Below are 25,454 nucleotides of genomic sequence, written 5' to 3' on the forward strand. Positions count from 1 at the left end.
CTTAATGTGCTGTGTTTAAGGCTTCTTCTTCGAAGCGATGCGCATCTTTTAATTGTTTGTTGGGTTTGTACGGCTTTGCCCAATAGGAATATATGGCTGGAATAACAAACAGTGTTAGTATCAGTGAAAACATCGTTCCGCCAACAATCACCGTTCCCATACTCATCCTGCTTTTTGCTGCAGCACCCAAAGCCAATGCAATAGGCAGGGCACCAATGGCAATGGCTAAACTTGTCATCAAAATCGGCCGCAAACGCGAAACAGATGCCTCGCGGATGGCTTCTGCAATGGGGACGCCTTTTTCTTTCAACTGGTTGGCAAATTCTACTATCAGGATACCATTTTTCGTTACCAGGCCAATCAGCATAATGGTTCCGATCTGGCTGAAGATATTCCAGCTCTGACCACATAACCACAGCGATAAGAACGCGCCTGCAACTGCCATTGGTACGGTCAGAATAATGATGATCGGATCTTTGAAACTTTCAAACTGTGCTGAAAGAATGAGGTAAACCAATAACAGGGCTAAGCCGAAAGCGAAAAAAGTGTTTGAAGAACTTTCCTTAAAATCCCGTGATTCGCCACTTAAATCTGTTGAAAAAGTTTCATCCAGGATTTTTGCTGAAATGGCGTCCATCGCATCAATCCCTTCACCTATACTTTTGCCAGGGGCCAATCCTGCAGATACGGTAGCGGCAATAAAACGGTTGTTCCGGTATAATTGCGGCGGACTGCTTTCTTCTTTCGCTGTCACCAGGTTGTCCAGCTGTACCAGTTCACCTTTATCGCTACGCACATACACAGAACTTAAATCCAGCGGATCTTTCCTGTCGCCACGGTCAAACTGACCGATAACCTGGTATTGTTTTCCATTCATAAAGAAATACGAAAAACGTTGGCCGCTTAAACCTAAGTTCAGGGTTTGTGCAATGGCAGAGATAGAAACACCCAGGTTTTTAGCCTTATCCCTGTCAATGGTGAGGTTAATTTCGGGTTTATTAAATTTCAGGTTAACATCAGAAACGGTAAAGGTTGGATCTTTTGCCACTGCATCCATAAACAAAGGGATTTTCTCCCTTAGTTTGTCAAAATTTTGTGCCTGAATGATATAGCTGATTGGTAAGCCACCCCTGCGGCCTACAGAAATAGTGGGTTGCTGGTTAACAATTGTTTTTCCTTCACTGTATTTTTTGGTAATTCTGGTCAGCATATCAGCGATGTCTTTTTGCGATCGCTCACGGTCTTCAGGATTAACCAATCCCATCCTTACAAAACCGGAATTTACCGAACCGGAACCTCCAAACCCAGGTGAGGTAATGGTGATGTTCACGTTTTTCTCTGGAACGGAATCAATAACCAGCTGATTCAGTTTCATGATAAACTGATCAGTATAGGCAAAAGATGAGCCTTCGGGTGTGGTTGCACTGATGTTAATGGCACTTCTGTCATCATAAGGCGCAGTTTCTTTAGGTAGCAGTTTCCAGAATAGAAAAATCAGTCCCATACAAACCACAATAATGGGAATGGAAAGCCATCGGCGATCTAAGAATTTATTCAGGTTTGATGCATATGAATCATTTAACTTAACAAAATAAGGCTCCGTCCAATTGTAGAATCTGGAAGGCTTATGTCCGCCCGGTTTCATTAAATAAGCATTTAACATTGGGGTAAGGGTAAGCGATACGAATGCCGAAATTAAAACGGCTGCACCAATGACCACGCCAAATTCTCGGAACAATCGCCCTACAAAGCCTTGTAAAAAGATCACCGGTAAAAATACCGCTGCCAGGGTGATGGAAATGGAAATTACTGCAAAGAAAATTTCATTTGAGCCTTTAATCGCCGCTTCAAAAGGTGACATGCCTTCTTCAACTTTCTTAAAAATATTTTCGGTCACTACAATACCATCATCAACCACCAGCCCCGTGGCCAGCACAATAGCCAGTAAACTTAAAACATTGATGGAAAAGCCGAAGGCATACATGATAAAGAAGGTAAAAACCAATGATACCGGGATATCAATGAGTGGCCGGAAAGCAATGGCCCAGTCTCTGAAAAACAGGTAGATGATCAGAATCACCAGTAGGAGTGATAAACCAATTGTTTCGGCAACTTCGGTTACCGAACGTTTGATGAAAAGCGTATTATCCAGGGCAACTTTTAGTTTAATATCCTGGGGAATATCAGCCTTTAACTTATCAAAACGTTTATAAAATTCTTTGCTGATGTCAAGATAATTGGCGCCGGGTTGAGGGATAATGGCTACTGCAACCATGGGCTTGCCGGATTCCCTTAAAATGGTTTCTTCATTTTCCGGACCCAAAACAGCATAACCCACATCTTTTAATTTGACGACCTGGTTACTGTCTGATTTTAAAATCAGGTTGTTGAACTGGTTTTCATCGGTTAACTTCCCAAGCGTCTTAACCGTTAATTCTGTGGTGGCACCGGTAATTTTTCCTGAAGGTAATTCTACATTTTCATTATCTAATGCCGTTACAATATCCTGTGAAGTTAAACCATATGCGCTGAGTTTGTTGGGGTCCATCCAGATTCGCATGGCGTATTTCCGCTGGCCCTGAATCTGCACACTACTTACGCCCGGAATGGTTTGAATCCGGTCGGCAATTACATTTTCGGCAAAATCACTCAATTCCAGCGTATTTCTTTTGTCGCTTTGAATGGTCATGGATAAAATCGGATCGGAGTTTGCATCTGCTTTGCTTACCACAGGTAAACCGTCAATGTCTTTTGGCAACGTTCTGCCGGCTTGCGAAACTTTATCCCGGACATCATTCGCTGCCTCTTCAATATTCTTATCCAGGTTAAACTCAATGGTGATATTACTGGTACCCTGATTACTGGAAGAGGAGATATTCCGGATCCCATCAATGGAATTGATGGATTTTTCTAAAGGTTCTGTAATCTGCGATTCAATAATATCAGAATTGGCACCGGGGTAAGAAGTTCTCACTGATACAACTGTTGGGTCAATGGAAGGATATTCCCTTACACCCAGGAAGGTATAGCCGATAATGCCGAAAAGCACAATCAGCAAGTTCATTACGATAGCCAGTACCGGCCTCTTTATACTCGTGGTAGAAATACTCATATCTATTGTTTAACCAGATGAACTTTTACCGGTGCATCTTGCTTTAGTGCCATTGAACCGGTGGTCAATACGGTATCACCAACATTTAAACCTGATGTTATGACTATATTTTCATCAGTACGGGTACCTGCTTCTACTTTTACCTCCTTCGCCTTGCCATTTTTCTGGATATACACAATCTTTCCCTTTAAAACCGGCACAACAGCCTGGTTAGGAATCAGGATTGCATTTTGCAAGGTATTTAAGGCCAGTTTGATTTTGGCGAAAGATCCGGGCAATAAAGCATTATCGGCATTTGGTGCCAAAGCCCTGATTTGTAAAGTTCTGGTGGCAGCATTAATTCCGGGCTCTATGGCATACACTTTTCCGGTATTTTCCTTAGCTGATCCATCTGTAGTAAAGGTAATTGTTGAACCCGATTTGATTTGACCGGCATATTTCTCCGGAATGGAAAAGGTAATTTTAATGGGATTGGTACTCACCAGGTTGGCTATTACGGTTGATGGCGTGATATAAGTGCCCTCAGAAATGCTGCGCAAACCGATTCTTCCGGAAAATGGGGCCCGGATGGTGGCTTTCGCCAGCTGAGCCCTAACCAATTGTGATTGCGACTGCAACGACCTGGAATCGGCCAGGGAAGTATCATATTCTTCCTGACTGATCGCACCTTTTTCCAATAGCTGTTTAGCCCGGTTCTCATTTGTCCCGGAAAGTTTTTGTTTCGTAATGGCTTCCTGCAACTGTGCCTGGAGATCCCTGTCGTTTATTTTAACCAATACACTGCCCTTAGTTACCTGAGTGCCTTCTTTAAAATAGATGCCTGTTACCAGACCCGAGATTTCACTTTTTAAAACAACAGATTCATTGGCGTCAATGGCGCCAGTTACTTCCAGATCGTTATCAAAAGAAGTTGGTTTTACTATAATTCCGTCAACAACCAGTGCTGGATTTTTAGAATTGCCACTTTTACCGGTTGTACCCGCACCTTTTCCATCTATTTTTTTGTTTGCGTTAACTCTGTAATAAACCAGATAGGCCAAGCCCAGAGCCAAAACAGCATAGATAATATACCTTTTCTTCATGTTTATATTTGTGTAGTACCCCTTAACCTGCACTAATGTTATTTTAATACCTGCTAATAGAGTGTAAAAATATCCAAATAGTTTAGTCCTAAATTTGTTGTATTAAGGATGTTACTTAGCTTTGAGTATTTATTCCTGAGTCTTCATTCCATCGTCTTTAGTAGACTTGCGACTGCAGACTTTGTACTCAAGACTATCAGCTCATGACTTCAAACTAAAAACTCCCAACAATTTTACACCTCTTCGCCGTTTTTAATTCGAAAAACTAAGCAATAAATATAAATTTGTGGCAAATCACATTAATATGTTTATTAAAAAATCAATTTTAGGTTTAGTTTTATTACTAACATGTATTATGGCAGCGAAGGCGCAGGTAAAAATTGGCTTTGAAGTTTCTTTTAAAGAACCACAGGCACATTATGCAGAAGTTCAGATGAATATCTCTGGTTTGGTTAAAGATTATGTTGATGTTAAAATGCCGGTTTGGACACCAGGATCTTATCTGGTACGTGAATTTGAAAAAAGTGTAGAGGAATTTAAAGCCACTGCATCCGGCAAAGCCGTAAAGGTAGAGAAGGTAAGAAAAAATACCTGGCGCATTTTCTCGGCAAAATCAGCCAATATCAAAATCAACTACCGTGTTTATGCATTTGAAATTTCTGTGCGTACACCATTCATAGATGAGTCTCACGCTTTTTTATCGCCCACAGGGATTTTTATGCATCCTGATGGCATGATCAAATCGCCAAGTACAGTAAAGATTATTCCGTTTAATACCTGGAGTAAAGTGTCTACTGGTTTGGAGCCTGTTGCCGGTCAGCAGTTTACTTACAAAGCCACTGACTTTGATATTTTATACGATAGTCCCATTGAAGTAGGCAACCAGGATGTTTTTGAATTTATGGCAGCGGGAGTACGTCACGAGGTAGCCATGTATGGCGGCGGAAACTACGATAAAGAAAAGCTGAAAGTAGATATGGCTAAAATTGTGGAGGAGCCTACTAAAGTTTATGGTGAAAACCCCAACAAACATTATGTTTTTATCGTGCATAATTTTTTAAGGGGCGGCGGCGGCTTGGAGCATTTAAATTCTACCACTTTGGGGGCAAGCAGAAATGCCTATAATACTGAAGCAGGGTATAAAGGTTTCCTTGCCCTGGTGGCGCATGAATATCATCACCTATGGAATGTAAAGCGTTTACGTCCGGTGGCTTTAGGTCCTTTCGATTATGACAATGAAAATTACACCACCAATCTCTGGGTGGCAGAGGGTTTTACCTCTTATTATGAAAATAAATATATGCAAAGGGCTGGCTTTAATGATGCGGCTCAGTTTGTAAATGATCTGGCAGGTGCCGTTGGTACAGTGGTGAATACGCCTGGTGCCAAATACCAGTCGGCAGCATCATCCAGTTATGATGCGTGGATTATTGGCTATCGTCCAAATGAAAATTCAAAGAATAATTCCATATCCTATTACAGTAAAGGTGAGGTCATTGGTATTTTGATGGACCTGGAAATTATTAACGCCACAAAAGGAACCAAAAGCCTTGATGATGTGATGAAAGCGATGTACCTGCAATGCAAAACATTGAAACGTGGCTATACCGATGCAGAATTTAAAGCCATGGTGGAAAAAATTGCAGGAATCAGTTTCACTAATTTCTGGGCAAAGTATGTGAATGGCGTGGATGATGTGGAATATCAGAAATATTTTAAAATGGCCGGGGTAGATGTTACCACAGAAAATGCTACACCAGGTAAACCGGTAAGTGGTGCTTCCGGCCAATTAACCAACAATGGTACTCTTAGTGTGACTTCAGTAACCAGAAATTCGGCAGCCTGGATAAGCGGTTTAAATGTAAATGATGAAATTGTTTCTTTAGATGGTGTTAGTGTTAACGATGCTTTGTCTAACATTAAATTAAGAAGTCCGATGATTTCACTGGAAACCTTGCCACTGGTTTCAAAGAAAAATATAGGTGATGTGCTGAAGCTGAAAGTAATGCGTGATGGTTTGGAAAAAGAAATTGCTTTAACATTAAAGGAAAATCCAAGTGTGCGTTTAAAAGCTACTATTAATGAGCATGCCACATCTGAGCAGAAAGCGGTATTTGCTAAATGGACGGGGAAATAAGTTTGGAGTTGTGAATTGATAGTCCATAAAAAAGTCCTGCAAGAAATGAATCTAGCAGGACTTTTTTATGAAATCATTTTCTAGAAAGTAAAACGAACGCCTAAGCCTACATCACCGCTATAAAAATCTGTATCAGGTGTTAATTGTAAAGTAGGAACCCAATCCAAAGATAAATTGATTGGAGCACCTCTGAATTTATAATCTAAACCTAAAACACCGTTTAATCCTAAATAAACATCGCTATCAAAGCCCTTTACTTTGTATGAACCAATGGTACCACCACCACCATAATACCAGGTAAGGCCATCAGCACCATTAATTGGATTGTAAACTTCATACAAACCAGTTAATCTTAAATAGTCTACGCCCTTTGAGCTTCTGAAATTACCAATTAACTCCAACATAGCACCTTTATTCAGGCCAGTTTTAAAACTCACACCATTAGCTGTTCCAAAACGACCACCGATTGCGTTTTTGTAATTTTGTGCTTTAACCGTTGTTGTTGTAACAGCAAATAAAGCAATGCATCCTAAAATTGTAAATAACTTCTTCATAAACGAGCTTTTTTAAATTAATATTTTTTTAATTACGATCTGCCTAACAACTTTAATGCCGATTATGTTTTGAGGGTAAAAAAATTAATGTTAAAAAACAATGCTTGCATAGTAATTATGGAATTCTTAAGTTTAGTCAAATATTTCAGGTAATGAGCTTTGTGCTGGTTTTCCGGCTTTAGGCTAAATTATTTGACAAGAAACATATACAGATGTGAGGTCTTTTATGTTGATTTTTTTAACTTAACCAAATATATTGATGATATGGCTGCAGAAATTAAACGCGTTTTCGATCTATTAAAGTACAGCTTGGAAAAACCTAAGGATGATTTTGTTAGTGGGAAAATTAAAGGGAAATGGGTCAATTATAGTACAGTTGCATTTTGTGAGGCTGTTGACCACCTGAGCCGCGGATTAATCAGCGTGGGAATGGCTAAAGAAAGCAGGGTTGCAGTCATGTCACATAACCGCCCGGAATGGAATATCACTGATTTTGCCATTAATCAAATTGGTGCTTATCAGATTCCGCTTTATCCAACCCTGGCCGAACATGACATTCAGTTTATCTTAAAGGATGCAGAAGTTTCTATCATTTTTATTGCTGATCAGGAATTATATGAGAAGATCAAACCTTGTGTCAATGAGGTAAATCCGGATATCAAAATTTATAGTTTTAATCAAGTTGAAGGTGTAGAAAACTGGAAAGTATTAACTGATCTGGGTAAATCTGCCATCGATATTGATCTGGATGAATACCGCAATAAAGTTGAACCGGAAGATATTCTGACCCTGATTTATACCTCCGGCACCACCGGCACACCCAAAGGCGTGATGTTAACGCACAATAACCTGGTGTCGAATTTTGTGAATTCATTGGTGGTGATGCCGAATGGCGTAGAAAAAGGATTAAGCTTCTTACCCCTGTCGCACATTTTTGAGCGGATGATTATTTATCTGTACCTGTATAACCATACCGCAGTTTATTATGCTGAAAGTATGGAAACCATTGTAGCCGATATTCAGCATGTTAAGCCCAATGCGTTTTCTACCGTGCCACGCTTATTGGAAAAGGTATATGATAAGATCATGGAAAAGGGTAAAGCCCTGACAGGTATTAAAAGAGGAATCTTTTTTTGGTCTGTGGCTTTGGCTGAACAATATACTATTGATGCCGGAGCCTGGTATAACTTTAAATTAAGTATTGCCAGAAAACTGGTGTTTAAGAAATGGCAGGAAGCTTTGGGTGGAGAAATCGTGGTGATTGTATCCGGTGGAGCTGCTTTAAACCCACGTCTGGCCCGGATATTCTGGGCCGCCGGGATGCCTGTCTTTGAAGGCTATGGCTTAACGGAAACCTCTCCGGTAATTACGGTAAACCGCTTTGGTGGTACCATGTTTGGAACCGTGGGTGAGGTCATTACCGGCGTGGAAGTTAAAATTGCACCAGATGGTGAAGTGTTAACAAAAGGCCATCAGGTGATGAAAGGTTATTATAAACGTCCCGATTTAACGAATGAAGCGCTTGACCAGGATGGATGGTTCCATACCGGTGATATCGGAGAATTGGTAGAGGGTAGATTTCTAAAGATTACTGACCGCAAGAAAGAAATGTTTAAAACCGCAGGTGGGAAGTATGTTGCCCCGCAAATGCTGGAAAATAAATATAAAGAATCTATTTTTATTGAACAGATTATGGTTTTAGGTGAAAATAGAAAATTCCCCTCAGCTTTGGTTGTCCCTAATTTTGAAACCTTAAAATCATGGGCAAATAAGAAAGGCATTGCCTTTACAAATCCGGAAGATCTTATCAGAAATGAGCAGGTTTTAACGAAATACAATGAAGTAATCGAAGCATTAAATGTTTCCTTTGGTAAATGGGAACAGGTAAAAAGATTTGCTTTATTACCGAAAGAATGGAGCATTGATGGTGGAGAACTTACACCAAAATTAAGTTTGAAGAGAAAAGTAATTACAGAAAAGAATATAGATATCATCGAAAAAATATATAAGGATGCAGAAAACTATAAAGCCCCACATTAAGGTATTATCAGTTTTTATCACCATTACCACTATCATTTCGGGTTGTGTAACCGGGCAGCTTGGTAAAAATAACAGTGGCGAATATAAAAACGGAATGGTGGTTTCAGCCCATCCGGAGGCCTCTCAGGTAGGTGTTGATATTTTAAAGAAAGGTGGCAATGCCATAGATGCCGCAGTGGCCGTTCAGTTTGCATTAGCCGTAGTGTACCCAAACGCAGGTAATATCGGTGGCGGAGGTTTTATGGTGTACCGCTCTGCCAAAGGTGAAATTAATACCCTTGATTTCAGGGAAAAAGCTGCGGCAGGAGCAAGCAGGGATATGTATCTGGATGCATCGGGAGAGCCAATTGTAGATAAAAGTTTGTACGGACATCTTGCTGCCGGTGTTCCCGGATCGGTAGACGGGATGGTAGAAGCCCATCAAAAATATGGACATTTAACCTGGGCACAGGTAGTTCAGCCAGCCATACAACTCGCGCAGAATGGTTTTAGCATTACAAAAAGGCAGGCAGCAGAATTAAACGGCCTGCATCAGAAATTAATGATGTTTAATCCGAATGGAACTGCTCTCGTAAATTTAGAAAGTACCTGGAAGGAAAATGATTTGCTGGTACAAACCGAACTGGCCAATACGCTGAAACTGATTCAGGAAAAAGGACGTGCCGGTTTTTATGAAGGGCCTGTGGCCGATGCTATTGTAGCCGAAATGCAAAGTGGGAAAGGCTTGATCACCAAAGAAGACTTACTGCATTATCATGCCAAATGGCGCAAACCGATTACAGGTGATTACCGGGGCTATAAAATCATCACCATGCCACCCGTTTCGAGCGGAGGTATTGCCCTGGTACAATTACTGGAAAGTGTAGCGCCGTTTCCACTTAAAAGATGGGGGCATAATCAAGATTCAACCGTTCAGGTAATGGTTGAAGCAGAACGGAGGGTTTATGCCGATCGTGCAACACATCTTGGTGATCCGGATTTTTATCAGGTGCCGCAAAATCAGCTCCTCAGTCCCGAGTATAATAGAAAACGAATGGCCAACTTTAGCTGGGCCGCTGCCACACCAAGTAGCCAGGTTCTGGCTGGAAAAATAAATGGGACTGAACATGAAGAAACAACTCATTTTTCCATCGCAGATCATGATGGAAATGCAGTATCCGTTACCACCACGCTTAATGGTTCTTATGGTTCACTGGTTGCTGTAAAAGGTGGTGGATTTCTGCTAAACAATGAAATGGACGATTTTTCAGTCAAACCAGGGGCACCGAATATGTACGGACTGATCGGTGGAGAGGCAAATGCCATTGCGCCAGATAAAAGGATGTTAAGTTCGATGACACCAGCTATTGTAGAGAAAAATGGAAATTTATTTATGGTGGTGGGTACACCGGGTGGGTCAACCATTATCACCTCCGTTTTTCAAACCATTATTAATGTGATTGATTTTGACATGAATATGCAACAGGCTGTTTCAGCCAGGAAATTTCATCATCAATGGTTACCGGATGAAGTTTATGTAGAAAAAGATGCCATGGATAGCCTGTTGATGGAAAAACTAAAAGCCAAAGGTTATAAGTTGGTACCCCGTGGGCCGATTGGCAGGGTAGATGCCATTTTAAGAACCAAAAACGGAAGCTATCAGGGGGGAGCCGATCCCCGTGGAGATGATCAGGCCATTGGGTATTAAGCATTAAAAATATGATTAATTTTTTAAAACAATATTTTTGGTATGGCAATTGCTATTTAAGGGAAACGCTTACAAATTAAAATATCGAACATGAAATTAAATCTATTTAAATCTTTACCGGTAGCATTGGCCGGTTTGTTTATTGGAACTGCTGCTTCGGCACAGGAACCAGTTACCTCAACTACACCTTTCAGAACTTGGTCTATTGGTGTTAATGCAGGTGCTTTAACGCCACTTTCTCCGCTAGGTGGTAAAAATGATTTTAGCAATAACAAAACGAGTTTTGGTTATGGTCTTTACATTAAGAAACAATTTACACCTTATTTCTCTTTACGTTTAGACGGGGTAAGAGGTAAATTAAAAGGCGATAATACTGAAGCTTATGACAGTGGTGTAACAAATAACTCTTCGGTTTCAGCTTTTGATACGCAATTAGAATATTCGGGTAGTTTAAATGCTGTTGTTAACTTGTTTAACATCGATATGTTCAAGAAAGAGAATGCTTTGCAACTTTATACATCTGTTGGAGCGGGCTTGGCTGGTTACAAACCAACAATTACAACAGCAGCTGGTACTTCATTGTATGCAGGTGATAAAACAATTAGCGAATTAATTATCCCGGTAGGCCTCGGTGCTAAATTTAAAATCTCAGATGCTGTAAACTTCGATTTAGGTTGGACAATCAACTTTGTTGATGGCGATAACTTAGATGGTTATTACAGAGGAAGCAATGACAAATATAACTACGCTTATGCTGGTTTAGAATTTGCTTTGGGAAGTGGAAAACAATTGGCTTTCCACAATCCGGTTGCTTTAACTTATGATGAGGCATTAAAAGCAAAACAAACTGCTGATGCATTAAAAGGTGATCTTGATGCTCAAAAAGCTGAAAATGCAAAATTGCGTTCAGATATGGCTGACATTTTAAAAGATTCAGACGGTGACGGTGTTGCTGATAAATTGGATAAATGTCCGGATACACCATCAGGAACAGTGGTTGATGGTTCAGGTTGTCCGTTAGTGGCTCCAAAACCTCAGGTAACAGTAATTACTGAAGAAGATCGTAAAGTGGTGAGTGAAGCCATTAAAAACTTAGAGTTTGATTTAGGTAAAGCAACTATCCGTTCTAAATCTTATGCTTCATTAAACAAAGTTGCTGCATTATTGGTACAGAAAAACTTTAGCTTAAAATTAGCTGGTCACACAGATAACACTGGTTCAAAAGAATTAAACTTACGTTTATCTAAAGAAAGAGCTGAATCTGTAAAAGCTTACTTAGTATCTCAAGGTGCAAATGCATCACGTATTGAGGCTACAGGCTATGGAATGGGTCAGCCAATTGCAACGAATAAAACTGCAGCTGGTCGTCAAAAAAACCGTCGTGTAGAATTTACATTATACTAGTTAATAGTTAAAATAAATTTAAGGCCTCCGATTTTTATCGGAGGCCTTTTTTATGCCATAACATTTTATGGTTCATTAAAAATGGATGACTAATGAATCAATGTGATCGTTTTTTTAATGTTATTCAGGTCACTCATGCTGAAATTTGGCGATTGAAAGGAAAACATCTGGTAAATCAGTAATCCGTCTCTGCTATCATAAATACTGATGATTTTATCATTCGAACGTTTCGTGTAAACCAGGTATTTAATGGTTGAATCTTTATTCAGAATTAAACTATCCAGTATGGCGTTCGGTACGAATTTGATTTTATAACGGTATGGTGCTTCAGTAGCTATGTCTTGTACCGGAGCAACAGGCTGGGCTGAGAAAACCTCCCTGATATATTCAGGAAGGTATAAGGTTTCATTTACCAGTTCAGGAAGTCTTACTTTATTATAGAACTGATAATCCAGTCCGCGTGTCTGGTTGGATAATAGTCCATCATTAATCTGTTTTAAATAGCCCGAGAGCATACCCGGAGACCAGTTTAAGAAAACAGCCTGATTATAAAGTAAATTCAGTTGTTTCGATTTTGCAGCTCTTTTTGAATTGGACTGCTCAATAAGCGACATTTGTAAGCTGGTCAGTACATCCGGAAAAAGGGTAACTGTAGCCAGCGTGGTTTCTGCAAATTGCTTCGGGTTTTCGGATGGTGAAATCACCTTTAGTGCATAAACCAGGTTCAAATTTTTAAGGGTGTCAATTTGTTCACTGTAGCTGTCTAAATAAAAAAAAGAATAAGCCGTTGAGCGCTGATAACCCGCCAGCTCTTCTGGTTTAATAATTTTATAAGGTGTAATGGTCCAGGATTTTTTTATGGCTTCCTCAAATTTTTCAACAGATTTATATCCGGAATAAGGTAAAGTAAATAGCGTAGTTGTTTTCTTTAATTTTTCTATTTTATCCAGTGTTGTTGCCTCACTTCCAAAATATGATGTTTGCGCCAGACATGAAAAAGCAGGCAGTATCAATAAATGGATGATCAGATTTTTTTTCGTAAAAAGCATCGTTATGAAGGTTTGATTTGTATCCGTCTATTATAAGCATCTTTTAACAATTATTTTAAAATTTTCTATTGCAATAATAAAATACATTCATTAGCTTTGTTATGCAAGCATAATAAATTATTGAAATGAAACAACAGCAAACTATTGATTACCATGTGAAATTTGCATGGCAAAATATGTTTAACAAGTATAATCAGATGGCTTCCAGTTTTGGAATTACTCAGGCTATTGGTTATATGCTGATCAATATCAATGATGAAGAAGGTACTGCTGTTTCTAACCTGGCAGGGTTGCTTGGCGTAAAGGCAACCAGCCTGTCGCGGATGCTAAACAACATGGAAGATGCCAGCCTGATTTACAGAGAAACTTCTGTTGGTGATAAACGTTCGGTAAAAGTTTTTCTGACTGATTTTGGTAAAGAAAAGAAACACTTGGCTAAGGGGGTTGTTAGAAAATTTAATGAATATCTCGATGAACATTTTTCTAAAAAGGAAAAAGAGACTTTCATTAATCTGTTGATAAAATTAAATGATATAACTGTAGCATATACTGTTGATTAATAATTATGAAACGAAGCATAAATAAAGTTGCTGTTCTGGGTTCAGGAATCATGGGTTCGCGGATTGCATGCCATTTTGCCAATATTGGTGTAGAAGTTTTGCTTTTAGATATTGCCCCGAAAGAACTGTTACCAGAAGAACAGGCAAAAGGATTAACATTAGATAAACCGGCTGTTAAAAACCGGATTGTAAATACAGCCTTGCAAACGGCTGTCAAAACAAATCCATCACCAGTTTACACTAAAAAGGCACTGAATAAAATTAAAACCGGAAATTTTGATGATGATATGTCGAAAATTGCCGGCTTTGATTGGGTAATTGAGGTGGTGGTAGAAAATCTAGATATTAAGAAAAAGGTTTTCGAGCAGGTAGAACAATTTCGTAAACCTGGCACTTTAATCACTTCTAATACTTCAGGCATTCCTATTCACTTAATGGCTGAGGGCAGAAGTGAAGATTTTAAAGCGCATTTCTGCGGTACACATTTTTTTAATCCGCCCCGGTACCTAAAATTACTGGAGGTGATTCCAACGCCATATACCAAACCGGAAATTGTTGATTTTCTGATGCATTATGGCGATAAGTTTTTAGGTAAAACAACTGTTTTATGTAAAGATACGCCTGCATTTATTGCCAACCGCGTAGGGGTTTACTCCATTATGGCTTTACTCCACCTGGTTGAAAAGTTAGATCTGACAGTAGAAGAGGTTGATAAATTTACAGGTCCGGCTTTGGGCAGACCAAAATCGGCCACCTTCCGTACATCGGATGTGGTGGGTTTGGATACCATGATTAAAGTAGCCAAAGGACTCTATGATAATTGTCCGGATGATAAAGCCCACGAATTATTTAAACTTCCTGCCTACGTGCAGAAAATGGAAGAGAACAAATGGCTGGGCGATAAAACCAAACAAGGTTTTTATAAGAAAACAAAAACGGCTGAAGGCAAAACAGAAATCCTCGCACTGGACTTAAAAACATTAGAATACAAACCTCAGCAAAAGGTTAAATCAGCTACGCTGGAGATGACCAAACCTGTTGAAAATCTTCCCGAACGCATGAAGATTTTTGCTAAGGGGAAAGATAAGGCAGGTGAGTTATTCCGCCATTCTTCTTTTGGATTATTTGAATATGTGTCTGATCGGATTCCGGAAATCTCTGATGAGTTGTATCGCATTGATGATGCCATGCGTGCGGGTTTCGGCTGGGAATTGGGGCCATTTGAACTTTGGGATGCTGTTGGCGTAAAAGAAGGTGTAGAAGGCATGGAGCAATATAGAAACAAAGCTGCGGCCTGGGTGCATGAAATGCTTGATGCAGGCAATACTTCCTTTTATAAAGTGGAAGCGGGTATCAAAAAGTATTATGATATTCCAACCAAATCTTATAAAGCCCTGCCTGGAACGGATGAGTTTATTATCCTGGATAACATCCGTGAAAATAAAACCCTTTGGAAAAACTCCGGTGTGTCCATCATCGATTTAGGGGATGGCATTTTGAATGTAGAGTTCCACACCAAAATGAATACCATTGGGGGCGATGTAATTTCAGGCATTAACAAAGCTATTGATATGGCTGAAAAAGACTATCGTGGTTTAGTAATCGGTAATGATGGTGCAAATTTCTCTGCCGGTGCAAACGTGGGCATGATCTTTATGATGGCGGTAGAGCAGGAGTGGGATGAACTGAATATGGCCATTCGCATGTTTCAGAATACGTCTATGCGCATCCGTTATTCCGCTATCCCGGTCGTGGTGGCACCGCATAACTTAACACTTGGCGGTGGCTGCGAGTTCAGCTTACATGCAGATCATGTTCAGTTATCCGCAGAAACTTATATGGGATTAGTAGAATTTGGTGTAGGCGTGATCCCTGGAGGAGGCGGTACAAAAGAATTTGCTTTACGTGCATCTGATGAATATAAAGATGATCAGATTGTCCAGAATGCTTTAAAAGAACGCTTCTTAACTATTGGAATGGCAAAAGTATCCACTTCAGGATATGAAGCTTATGAACTAGGGTATTTGCAAAAGGATAAATTTTCCATTTCGATGAACCGCAACCGTTTACTGGCCGATGCAAAAGCGAAAGCCATTGAACTGGCCGATGCCGGGTATACCAAACCCGTTCAAAGAACGGATATTAAAGTGCTTGGAAAGCAAGGCTTAGGGATTGTTTATGCCGGTGCAAATAGTATGTACGCCGGACATTACATTTCTGAGCATGATAAAAAAATCTCCGAAAAATTAGGTTACGTGATGTGTGGCGGGGATCTTTCATCGCCTACAGAGGTAAGTGAACAGTATTTACTGGATTTGGAAAGAGAAGCTTTTTTATCATTGGCGGGAGAACGGAAATCATTGGAAAGAATTCAATCTATTATAACCAAAGGCAAGCCGTTGAGGAATTAGTGTGAGAAAGGAGATTTGAGACGTTAGATTTGAGTTGATTCGGTCGTTAATTACACATATTAATACGATATGAATAATTTAAAAGAGTTGAAAATTTGGAATAAAGCTATTGATTTGGCGGTAGATGTTTACAAAGCTACTTCAACTTTTCCAACTGATGAACGTTTTGGTTTAATCAGTCAATCTCGAAGGGCTGCTGTCTCCATTCCGTCTAACATTGCCGAAGGTGCAGGGAGGAATTCAATTAAAGAATTCAATAATTTTTTAGGAATTGCGAATGGATCATCTAATGAATTGCAAACTCAATTAGTAATTGCTGGTAAACTCGCAATCCTTGAATCTAAAATTTTGGAACCATTACTTGCTCAAATAGATGAATTACAAAAAATGATTTATGGTTTTCAGCATATGCTGGAAAAGAAAATTAATAAAAAGACAGAGATATGAGACCCCAGATTTTAGAAGGTATCGGTCTCAAATCCAATGTCTCATATCTAGGATCTCAAAAAATAATAATCGATCTGAGTTTTGAATTTGGGCAGGTCTCAAATCTAAAGTCTCAGATCTCAAATCTTAAAAAATGGAAGCATATATTATAGCCGGATATCGTACAGCAGTGGGTAAAGCACCACGCGGCGTATTCCGTTTTACAAGAGCAGATGATCTCGCTGCAGAAGTGATCAGGGCTTTGGTGGCATCAGTTCCAAATTTAGATAAGGAACAAATTGATGATGTGATTGTAGGGAATGCCACACCAGAAGCTGAACAGGGCTTAAATATTGCCCGGATGATTTCGCTAATGGGTTTAGATACCGATAAAGTTCCCGGGGTTACCGTAAACCGTTATTGCGCATCAGGTTTAGATACCATCGCAACTGCCGTAGCGAAAATTAAGGCAGGAATGGCAGATTGTATCATTGCCGGCGGTGTGGAAGTAATGAGTGGAATGCCATTTGGTGGCTGGAAACTGGTTCCGAATGCGGAAGTAGCGAAAAATAATCCAGACTGGTATTGGGGAATGGGACTAACCGCTGAAGCCGTAGCTAAAGAATATAATGTGAGCCGTGAAGATCAGGATGCCTTTGCACTTAAATCTCATGAAAAGGCCATCCATGCCATTAAAAACGGACATTTAAAAGATGGAGTGCTGCCCATTACTGTAAATGAAAATTACCTGGATGAAAACCTGAAAAAGAAAACACGATCTTATGTTGTAGATACGGATGAAGGGCCCCGTGCAGATACCACTTTGGAAAAACTGGCAAAATTGAAACCCGTTTTCGATGCTGTGGGTAGTGTAACTGCAGGTAATTCATCTCAAACTTCAGATGGTGCAGCATTTGTTTTAGTGGTGTCTGAAAGGAAAATGAAAGAATTGAATGCAGAGCCGATTGCCAGATTAGTGAGTTATAGCGTAGCAGGTGTGCCACCAAGAATTATGGGTATCGGACCGATTGAAGCAATACCTAAAGCTTTAAAACAGGCCGGTTTAAATCAAAATGAGATTGACCTGATTGAACTGAATGAAGCTTTCTCTTCGCAATCACTGGCCATTATCAGAACACTGGATTTGAATCCGGACATTATTAACGTAAATGGTGGCGCTATTGCTTTGGGCCATCCGCTGGGATGCACCGGAGCAAAACTAACCGTTCAGATGATGAATGAATTGAAACGGCAAAATAAGAAATATGGTATGGTAACCATGTGCGTAGGTACGGGACAGGGGGCAGCAGGTATTTTTGAACTTTTATAGACTTGAGAAGCCAGATATGAGATTTGAGACAGCAAGTGTAATCAAGAAAACTAGAGTCTCAAATCTTATGTCTCCCATCTCACATCTTGAAATATTATGAATTGACTTTGAGTTGAGCTGGTCTCACATCTCAAATCTCATTTCTCAAATCTCATAACAATGGAAACAACTGAAAAAAAAACGATTAAAGGCGGCGAATTCTTAATAAAAGAAACCGTTTATCAGGATGTATTTATCCCTGAAGAATTTGATGAAGAACAACAGATGATTGCGCAAACGTGTCGCGATTTTCTGGAGGCAGAAGTTTATCCGAATTTAGATAAAATCGATAAGCAGGAAGACCCTGAATTAATGCCAGCATTGCTGACTAAAGCAGGTGAATTAGGTATTCTTGGCGTCTCTGTTCCGGAAGAATACGGCGGTTTTGGCAAGAACTTTAACACTTCCATGTTGGTTGCTGATGTGGTTGGTGCCGGTCACTCTTTTGCTGTGGCACTTTCAGCACATACAGGTATCGGAACTTTGCCTATCCTCTATTATGGTAATGAAGAACAAAAAGCGAAATATATTCCGAAATTAGGATCTGGTGAGTGGAAAGCCGCTTATTGCTTAACGGAACCCAATTCAGGATCGGATGCAAATTCCGGTAAAACAAAAGCAAAATTGAGTGATGATGGCAAACATTATATCATCAACGGACAAAAAATGTGGATTACCAATGGTGGTTTTGCAGACATTTTTATCGTTTTTGCCAAGATAGATGATGATAAAAATCTAACCGCATTTATCGTAGAGAAAGATTTCGGTGGCATCACCATGAATCCTGAAGAGCATAAGATGGGAATCAAGGGTTCATCAACCCGCCAGGTTTTCTTTAATGATTGTCCTGTGCCTGTTGAGAACATGCTGAGCGATCGGGAAAATGGGTTCAAAATTGCTGTAAACATTTTAAACATCGGCCGGATTAAGTTATCGGCAGCGGCAATCGGGGCTTCTAAAGCAACATTAAATACAGCTATTAATTACTCGAATGAACGCAGTCAGTTTGGCCGCCCCATTTCAAAATACGGTGCCATTCGCTTCAAAATTGCTGAGATTGCATCAAAATTATATGCCGTTGATGCGGCAAATTACAGGGCCGGACAAAATATAGATGATACTTATGATCAATTGGTTGCCGGGGGAATGGAATCTGGTAAAGCGAGGTTAAAATCAGTAGAGCAGTTTGCGGTTGAATGTGCGATTTTAAAAGTTTGGGGCTCTGAAGCACTGGATTATACAGTTGATGAAGGCGTTCAGATTTATGGTGGGATGGGCTTTAGTGCCGATGCACCAATGGATAGAGCCTATCGCGATGCCCGGATCAACCGGATTTTTGAAGGAACGAATGAAATTAACCGCCTGTTAACGGTTGACATGATGTTGAAGCGGGCCATGAAGGGAGAACTTGATTTGATGGGCCCGGCTACAGCCGTGGCAGCCGAATTAATGAGCATCCCTGATTTCGGCGAAGAAGACACTACGTTATTTGCGGCGGAGAAAAAGGTATTGGCTAACCTTAAAAAAGCAACTTTAATGGTTGCTGGTGCGGCCGTTCAAAAACTCATGATGACTTTAAGCAAAGAGCAGGAAATTCTGATGAATATTGCTGATATGGCAGGTTATGTTTATGTGCTGGAATCTGCTTTGCTTAGAACAGAAAAATTAGTAGCAACCAGGGGCGAGGAAGCCGCAGCTGGTCAGTTAGATTTACTCCGGATTTATATGGTCGAAGCAGTTGATGGTGTAGCTAAAGCAGGTAAAGAGGCACTTTGGGCCTTCGCAGAAGGTGATGAGCAAAGGATGATGTTGGTTGGGCTTCGCAGGTTTACCAAAGTAGAACCTTTCAATGTGAAGGATGCGCGTCAGCGGGTAGCGCAGCAGTTAATCGAAGCCAATAAGTACATCTTTTAGCCATAAAGGTTAAAGTTATATAGGTTTAAGATTCGGGTGTATGTGCCAGAATCTTAAACCTTTTTTTATGTTCTTTACTTTTGCAAAGTAGTAAAAGGATGATCAATAAAAATTAATTGCGAATAGGAATTCGAAAGCCTATTTTTGGAAATGATTAAAATGAAATACTTTACTTTTTTTATGCTGCTTGTTGTTATTGCGATTTCGTCTTGTAAAAAAGATGAAGATACAGATAAGCAGATCACTGATTTTATTGCTAAAAATAATATTCCAGCAACAAAAGATGCCTCTGGTTTATATTATCAAATTATCAAGCCTGGTACGGGAAGCTTTACTTATCCTGCCAATACCCGGATTACCATTAAATATGAAGGCCGGTTGTTAGATGGTAGTGTTTTTGACAATGGAGGAGGAAAAGAGCAAACTTTTGTACTTTCACAATTGATTCAGGGCTGGCAAATCGGCATTCCAAAAATTCAGAAAGGTGGTGAGATCAGGTTGATTATTCCACCAGGCCTTGGATATGGAGGCAATGCTGCAGGCTCCATTCCAGGAAATTCGGTTCTTGATTTTACCATACAACTTTCCAATACGCAATAAGCTTAAAGGCCAAAGCTGAAAGCTCAAAGACTGAGCGATAAGCGGATTAAAACAGATTCAATGCAAAAAGACAATCAAGACATGCTACACCCTGGTTTAGCAGGGTATTATATGCTCATTTTTCGATAGTGTATTTTAAGTTTAGTCTTTCAACGCCGCTTTTTGTTAAAATTGGTTAAAAATTGTTGCATCCATATTAAAAGCTTATTTTTGCCAATGATGCTTAAATTCAAATATTTAATATTGTTGGTATGCCTTATAGGTTGTTTTGCAGCCTGTAAAAAAAATGAGGCATTCGAAACGTATGATCCCTTACCCCAGTTTGCGGCAGATACCACGGCTATCAGGGCCTTTATCAAGACCAATAATATTCCGGCAATAAAGGATCCGTCAGGCGTTTTTTATCAGGTAATTGAACCTGGAACAGGTAGTGTAGCCTATACTACAAATACTCAGATTACAGCAGATTATGAGGGCAGATTACTGAATGGTACTATATTCGACGCATCTAAAGGCACACCAATTACATTTGCCTTAGGCCGGGTAATCGCCGGATGGCAGATAGGAATTCAAAAAATCCAAAAAGGAGGAAAAATCAGATTGATTATACCTTCCTATTATGCTTATGGAAATAGGGCACAGGGAGCGAGTATCCCTGCAAATGCTATACTCGATTTTAATATCACACTTACAGAAGTTACAAATTAAATGAACAAATTTACCAAACTTGGCCTTTGCTTAGGTTTATTGGCTACAGTACTTTTCAGCGCCTGCAAAAAAGAATATGACTCTATTGAAACGATTGATGGAGCTACTCTTCAATCTTATATCGCTAAAAATAATTTAACAAGCTCCATGATCCAGGATCCTGATAAAACGGGGTTTTATTATCAAGTCATTACAGCCGGAACAGGTTCTAACTTTAGAACGGCAGATTCTGTATTCTATAATTTAACAGTTAAATCTTTAACAAACGGAACAACTTATCTGCAGTCTCCATTAGTTGCTAATTTGAATAATCTTGTTGGTTATACGAACGTTCTAACTAATTCTTCACTGGCTACCTCCACCCATAATGGTAGTTATGATATTCCAGCAATTAGAACTGCAATACTTTCACTTAAACCAGGAGGAGTAGCTCGTATTTTATTGCCGTCGTATTTGGCATTTGGAAAGAATGGTGCCGGAACTATTCCATCAAATGAATTAATAGACCTCATTGTAACAACCTATCCATATCAACAGCAAGCATTATTAGATGATAATAGGATTACTACTTATCTAACAGCAAAAGGTTTAACTGCAACAAAAGATCCTAGCAGCATCTACTATATTGTGAATACCGTTGGTACTGGTGATGCCATTGCTGATGTGGAGAAAAGCACGGCTGTGATTAAATATACCGGGCGAACTTTAGATGGTACCGTTTTTGATTCTAATACTGACGGTACTTACTCTACAGGACTCGCTTCAGCTACTCCGGGAATAATTCAAGGTTGGAAAACGATGATACCTAAGTTTAAAGTAGGAGCAAAATTTAGAATTTTAGTTCCTTCTAATTTGGGTTATGGAAGATCAGGACATACTGGAAGTTTAGCTATAGTTCCTTCAAATGCTGTATTGGATTATGATATAGAGATTGTAAGCATTACAAATTAGCCAAGGCTTCCTTAAAAACTTTTAAAACCCTTTCTCTTGCGAATTTATGCTCAACTACTGGTTGGGCATTTTTTTTATTGAAAAATAATAGCTTTTATAATATTTCTTGAGATTAATTATTGCGATAGTCCGCTTTTATGTATGTTTGAGGCAGTAAGGGAAAAACTACAATATTTATATGAAAATAAACCAAAATTTAAGCCGTTTAATACTACTATCAGTATGTATAACTTTATTATTTTCCTGTAAAAAGGATGCTAACAAGGAAAACGTAACTGAAAAAACTTTATCGACTGCCGTTACTGTTGAAAATGGATATTTAAAATTTAGAGATCAAAAAGCATTTGATTCTCTACAAAACATTATTATTAATTATTCTCCTCAAGAGTTAGATCGTTGGGAAAAAGGTCTTATAGGATTTAATTCTTATAGAAGCACTTATCTTAAAGCGCAAAGAGAATATGATAATGTAAATAGTTCTGAGAATTTTAAACTTTTCAAAGCCAAATATGCCGATTTAATTACAATCAGACCTGACAGCTCATTAACTTATGGATTTGGCACGCCTTTTTCCGCAATCATTACAAATAATTCTGGAGAGTTAAAAATAGGTGATGAATTTAGAAAGTATACTAAAGAAAATAGTCTTATACTTTATACGGGTAACCATAAAAATGCATCCGAACTAAAAAATACATCTAATTTAACTATTCTGCCAGTTAAACGACTTTTGATGACCAACAAAAATGTTAAATCCCTTGCACCGCCACAGGGTAGTACAATGTTTAATAATGGAATGTTGTCTCAATATCTATTTTATAACGGAGACGGTAAAAGACGTTTGTATGTGGAACTATGGTATGAACATAATCAGCCAAATCTTGTGACCTATGGTTCATCTCGTTTCTATTTTGTTGTGTTACAAGAGTTAAAAAAAACATTTGGTGGATGGCGATCTAATGAAACTGATTACTATTCAAATGGAGTTGATCTGAGATTCACTAGTAATTTTAATCCTAATTCCCCAGGATCTAGCGTTATTTATTTTAATAGCAGTTTTAATGCTTTTCAAGGTGTAACAGGACCTATAATTTATAATATGCCATCATTCGCAGGGTCTGGCATTTCTATTACAGGAACTGGTAGGTTTACAACTGGTGGTGTTCCTGATGCTCCAGTTTTTGGTTACTAACTTAATGCTTCCTTAAAAACTTTTAAAACCCTTTCCCTTGCAAATTTATGCTCAACTATTGGTTGGGCATATTTTTTGGTGTCAAATTCTGGCACCCACTTCTTGATATATTCAAATTTAGGATCGAAACGCTTGGTTTGTAATTCCGGATTAAAGACTCTGAAATAGGGTGCTGCATCATTACCGGAGCCTGCTGCCCATTGCCAGCCACCCACATTACTCGCCATTTCATAATCCAATAGTTTACCTGCAAAATAAGCCTCGCCCCATCGCCAGTCAATCAGCAAGTGTTTGGAGAGAAAGCTTGCGGTTACCATGCGCACCCGGTTGTGCATCCAGCCGATTGTATTAAGTTGCCTCATCCCCGCATCAACAATTGGATATCCTGTATTTCCTTCACACCAGGCTTTAAATTCCTCTTCATTGTTGCGCCATTTTATTTTATCGTATTGTTTTTTAAAAGAATCATGAGCCGAATAAGGGAAATGCCACAAAATCATCATGTAAAACTCGCGCCAGGCCAGTTCTGATAACCAGACATTGGATTTTGCAGCTACGGCATCTTTAACCAATTTGCGAATGCTGATGGTTCCAAAGCGCAAATGTAAGCCAATACGGGTAGTTCCGGCGATAGCCGGATAATCCCGCTTTTTGGCATAATTATCCAGTTTACTTTTATATTCAATTTTCGGAAATTGCAGCTTACTTTTTTCAAAACCCATTTCCTTCAGGCTGGGTAAAGGCAGGTGTTTGGTTTCCAGCAGGTTTTTAATATATTTTTTAGTGGGATAGGCCTTTGTGTAAAATTCATTCAGTTTGGCTTGCCACTGTTTATAAAATGGCGTGAAGACTGTATAGGGTGTTTGATCTGCTTTTAAAATCTCACCCTTTTCAAAAATCACCTGATCTTTATAAGTCTTAAATTCAATATTTTCACTCCTTAAAAACTCCGCCATGTTATCATCCCGCTCGCGGGCATATGGTTCATAATCATGGTTGGTATACACTTCAGCAACATCATATTCTTTTAATATCTCCGGCCATACTTTTTCGGGCTTGCCATATTTCACCAATACATCCGATCCTTGTTTTTGAAGTGTGGTCTTTAAATCTTCAATAGTCTGATAAATAAAGGTAATCCGGGCGTCATCCTTTGCCAGTTGATCTAAAATATTTTGATCAAAAATGAAAAGTGGCAGAATCGGATGGGCGCCTTTCAGCGCATGGTATAAAGCGGCATTATCTTCCAGGCGTAAATCACGGCGGAACCAAAAGATACTAATTGTTTTCTTCATCTATTTGAAATTATGCTATCGGCTTTTTTTAGGCTATTTATGCTGGTATAGATTTGCCAATGCATCATCTAAATGGGTAAATTTAAATTTAAATCCTGCATCTAAAATTTTCTGCGCAGCGGTATTGTTGCTCATCATTACGGCTTCTGTACGCTCACCCATTAATAATTCTATCGCTTTTCTTGGAACTTTAACCGGCCAGAATGGCCGATGTAAATGCTTGGCAATCGCTTTGGTTAATCCTTCATTGGTAACCGGAAACGGGGCACAGGCATTATAGCTGCTTTCCATGTTGAAGTTTTCCAATGCATAAACATACATGGCTGCCATATCATCAATATGCAGCCAGGGTGTCCACTGTTTGCCGGTTCCTAAGGCAGCACCTGCAAATAAACGCACAGGTTTGTCGAGCTGAGGTAAAGCACCGCCTTTGGTACTGAAAACAATACCTGTACGAAGTTTTACAATGCGCAAACTTAGTTTTTTACCTTCATCTACAGCATCTTCCCACAGTTTACAACATTCTGCCAGGAAGCCGTAACCATTCTGACTTTCTTCAGTTAAAATCTCATCGCCACAATCTCCGTAAAAACCAACTGCTGATGCGGAGATAAAAGATTTTATTTGATGGTCAGGATTAGACTGTATAGCTTTATATATTAATTGAGTTGATTTTACCCGACTATCAATAATTTGTTTTTTTCGTTCTTTGGTCCATTTTTTCTCGGCTACCGGTTCTCCTGCTAAATGGATAATGGCATCAACACCAGTTAAGCATTGGGTATCAATTTCTCCTTTGTATACATCCCAGGTAAAATTATTTGGATCATCACTTTCTTTACGGGATAGTGTATTGACCTCATATCCCTGCGCTAACAGGTGTTTTTTGAGTGCAGTTCCTACAAGTCCGGTAGCGCCTGTAATCAGAATCTTTTTTGCCATGGTTTTAAAACACCAAACATG

19 protein-coding genes are annotated in these 25,454 nt (G+C 39.4%); 13 read left to right on the forward strand and 6 right to left on the reverse strand.

What is annotated here, in order from left to right:
- Position 1: 1 nt before the first annotated feature.
- The gene (locus OQ267_RS04720) at positions 2-3,112 is read right to left on the reverse strand and encodes an efflux RND transporter permease subunit (protein ID WP_088302251.1); all 3,111 of its coding nucleotides are present in this window, start codon (positions 3,110-3,112) and stop codon (positions 2-4) included.
- A 2-nt stretch (positions 3,113-3,114) separates the two neighbouring features.
- Complete coding sequence (locus tag OQ267_RS04725) at positions 3,115-4,194, reverse strand: efflux RND transporter periplasmic adaptor subunit (protein WP_088302252.1); 1,080 nt, start codon at positions 4,192-4,194, stop codon at positions 3,115-3,117.
- A 355-nt stretch (positions 4,195-4,549) separates the two neighbouring features.
- Here OQ267_RS04725 and OQ267_RS04730 point away from each other — a divergent pair, with 355 nt between their 5' ends.
- Positions 4,550-6,331: a M61 family metallopeptidase gene (locus tag OQ267_RS04730; RefSeq protein ID WP_253249060.1), complete on the forward strand. Its 1,782-nt coding sequence runs from the start codon at positions 4,550-4,552 to the stop codon at positions 6,329-6,331.
- A gap of 80 nt (positions 6,332-6,411) precedes the next feature.
- On the opposite strand, the gene OQ267_RS04735 is transcribed toward OQ267_RS04730, so the two are convergent.
- Positions 6,412-6,885, reverse strand: coding sequence for a hypothetical protein (locus OQ267_RS04735; protein WP_088302254.1), 474 nt, complete (start codon positions 6,883-6,885; stop codon positions 6,412-6,414).
- Positions 6,886-7,149: 264 nt separating this feature from the next.
- On the opposite strand from OQ267_RS04735, the gene OQ267_RS04740 reads away from it, so the two are divergent.
- From OQ267_RS04740 to OQ267_RS04750, 3 genes are all read left to right on the forward strand, one after another.
- Positions 7,150-8,925, forward strand: coding sequence for an AMP-dependent synthetase/ligase (locus OQ267_RS04740; protein ID WP_265835074.1), 1,776 nt, complete (start codon positions 7,150-7,152; stop codon positions 8,923-8,925).
- On the forward strand, positions 8,897-10,612 hold the full coding sequence (ggt, locus tag OQ267_RS04745) for a gamma-glutamyltransferase (RefSeq protein WP_265835075.1): 1,716 nt from the start codon (positions 8,897-8,899) through the stop codon (positions 10,610-10,612). Before OQ267_RS04740 ends, ggt begins: the two co-directional genes overlap by 29 nt.
- 90 nt (positions 10,613-10,702) lie before the next feature.
- Positions 10,703-12,016 carry a DUF6089 family protein gene (locus OQ267_RS04750; protein WP_088302258.1) on the forward strand — a complete coding sequence of 438 codons (1,314 nt, stop codon included), beginning with the start codon at positions 10,703-10,705 and terminating at the stop codon, positions 12,014-12,016.
- A gap of 89 nt (positions 12,017-12,105) precedes the next feature.
- Here the strand turns inward: OQ267_RS04750 and OQ267_RS04755 are convergent, their stop codons facing one another.
- Complete coding sequence (locus OQ267_RS04755; protein ID WP_265835076.1) at positions 12,106-13,065, reverse strand: hypothetical protein; 960 nt, start codon at positions 13,063-13,065, stop codon at positions 12,106-12,108.
- Positions 13,066-13,190: 125 nt separating this feature from the next.
- Between OQ267_RS04755 and OQ267_RS04760 the strand changes: the two genes are divergently transcribed.
- The 9 genes from OQ267_RS04760 (at position 13,191) to OQ267_RS04800 (ending at position 23,196) form a co-directional block, all read left to right on the forward strand.
- Entirely contained in the window at positions 13,191-13,625 is a 435-nt protein-coding gene (locus OQ267_RS04760) for a MarR family winged helix-turn-helix transcriptional regulator (protein WP_088302260.1), read from the forward strand.
- Positions 13,626-13,630: 5 nt separating this feature from the next.
- Complete coding sequence (locus OQ267_RS04765; RefSeq protein ID WP_265835077.1) at positions 13,631-16,036, forward strand: 3-hydroxyacyl-CoA dehydrogenase/enoyl-CoA hydratase family protein; 2,406 nt, start codon at positions 13,631-13,633, stop codon at positions 16,034-16,036.
- A gap of 69 nt (positions 16,037-16,105) precedes the next feature.
- On the forward strand, positions 16,106-16,483 hold the full coding sequence (locus OQ267_RS04770; RefSeq protein ID WP_265835078.1) for a four helix bundle protein: 378 nt from the start codon (positions 16,106-16,108) through the stop codon (positions 16,481-16,483).
- A gap of 133 nt (positions 16,484-16,616) precedes the next feature.
- A complete protein-coding gene (locus tag OQ267_RS04775; protein WP_088302263.1) occupies positions 16,617-17,792 on the forward strand; it encodes an acetyl-CoA C-acyltransferase in 1,176 nt (391 codons plus the stop codon).
- A gap of 159 nt (positions 17,793-17,951) precedes the next feature.
- Positions 17,952-19,745 (forward strand): acyl-CoA dehydrogenase family protein, encoded by a 1,794-nt coding sequence (locus OQ267_RS04780; RefSeq protein ID WP_088302264.1) that lies wholly within the window; start codon positions 17,952-17,954, stop codon positions 19,743-19,745.
- Positions 19,746-19,904: 159 nt separating this feature from the next.
- A complete protein-coding gene (locus tag OQ267_RS04785; RefSeq protein ID WP_253249061.1) occupies positions 19,905-20,345 on the forward strand; it encodes an FKBP-type peptidyl-prolyl cis-trans isomerase in 441 nt (146 codons plus the stop codon).
- 216 nt (positions 20,346-20,561) lie between these two features.
- Entirely contained in the window at positions 20,562-21,053 is a 492-nt protein-coding gene (locus tag OQ267_RS04790) for an FKBP-type peptidyl-prolyl cis-trans isomerase (RefSeq protein ID WP_265835079.1), read from the forward strand.
- Positions 21,054-22,004 (forward strand): FKBP-type peptidyl-prolyl cis-trans isomerase, encoded by a 951-nt coding sequence (locus OQ267_RS04795; protein ID WP_265835080.1) that lies wholly within the window; start codon positions 21,054-21,056, stop codon positions 22,002-22,004.
- A gap of 178 nt (positions 22,005-22,182) precedes the next feature.
- Positions 22,183-23,196 carry a hypothetical protein gene (locus OQ267_RS04800; RefSeq protein WP_265835081.1) on the forward strand — a complete coding sequence of 338 codons (1,014 nt, stop codon included), beginning with the start codon at positions 22,183-22,185 and terminating at the stop codon, positions 23,194-23,196.
- On the opposite strand, the gene OQ267_RS04805 is transcribed toward OQ267_RS04800, so the two are convergent.
- Both OQ267_RS04805 and OQ267_RS04810 read right to left on the reverse strand, forming a co-directional pair.
- Positions 23,193-24,491, reverse strand: a complete 1,299-nt coding sequence (locus OQ267_RS04805; RefSeq protein WP_265835082.1) for a cryptochrome/photolyase family protein — start codon at positions 24,489-24,491, stop codon at positions 23,193-23,195. The two genes, OQ267_RS04800 and OQ267_RS04805, sit on opposite strands and share 4 nt — an antisense overlap.
- A 33-nt stretch (positions 24,492-24,524) precedes the next feature.
- On the reverse strand, positions 24,525-25,433 hold the full coding sequence (locus OQ267_RS04810; RefSeq protein WP_265835083.1) for a TIGR01777 family oxidoreductase: 909 nt from the start codon (positions 25,431-25,433) through the stop codon (positions 24,525-24,527).
- Positions 25,434-25,454: the final 21 nt, after the last annotated feature.

Source organism: Pedobacter sp. MR22-3 (genome assembly GCF_026240075.1).
Lineage (GTDB): Bacteria > Bacteroidota > Bacteroidia > Sphingobacteriales > Sphingobacteriaceae > Pedobacter.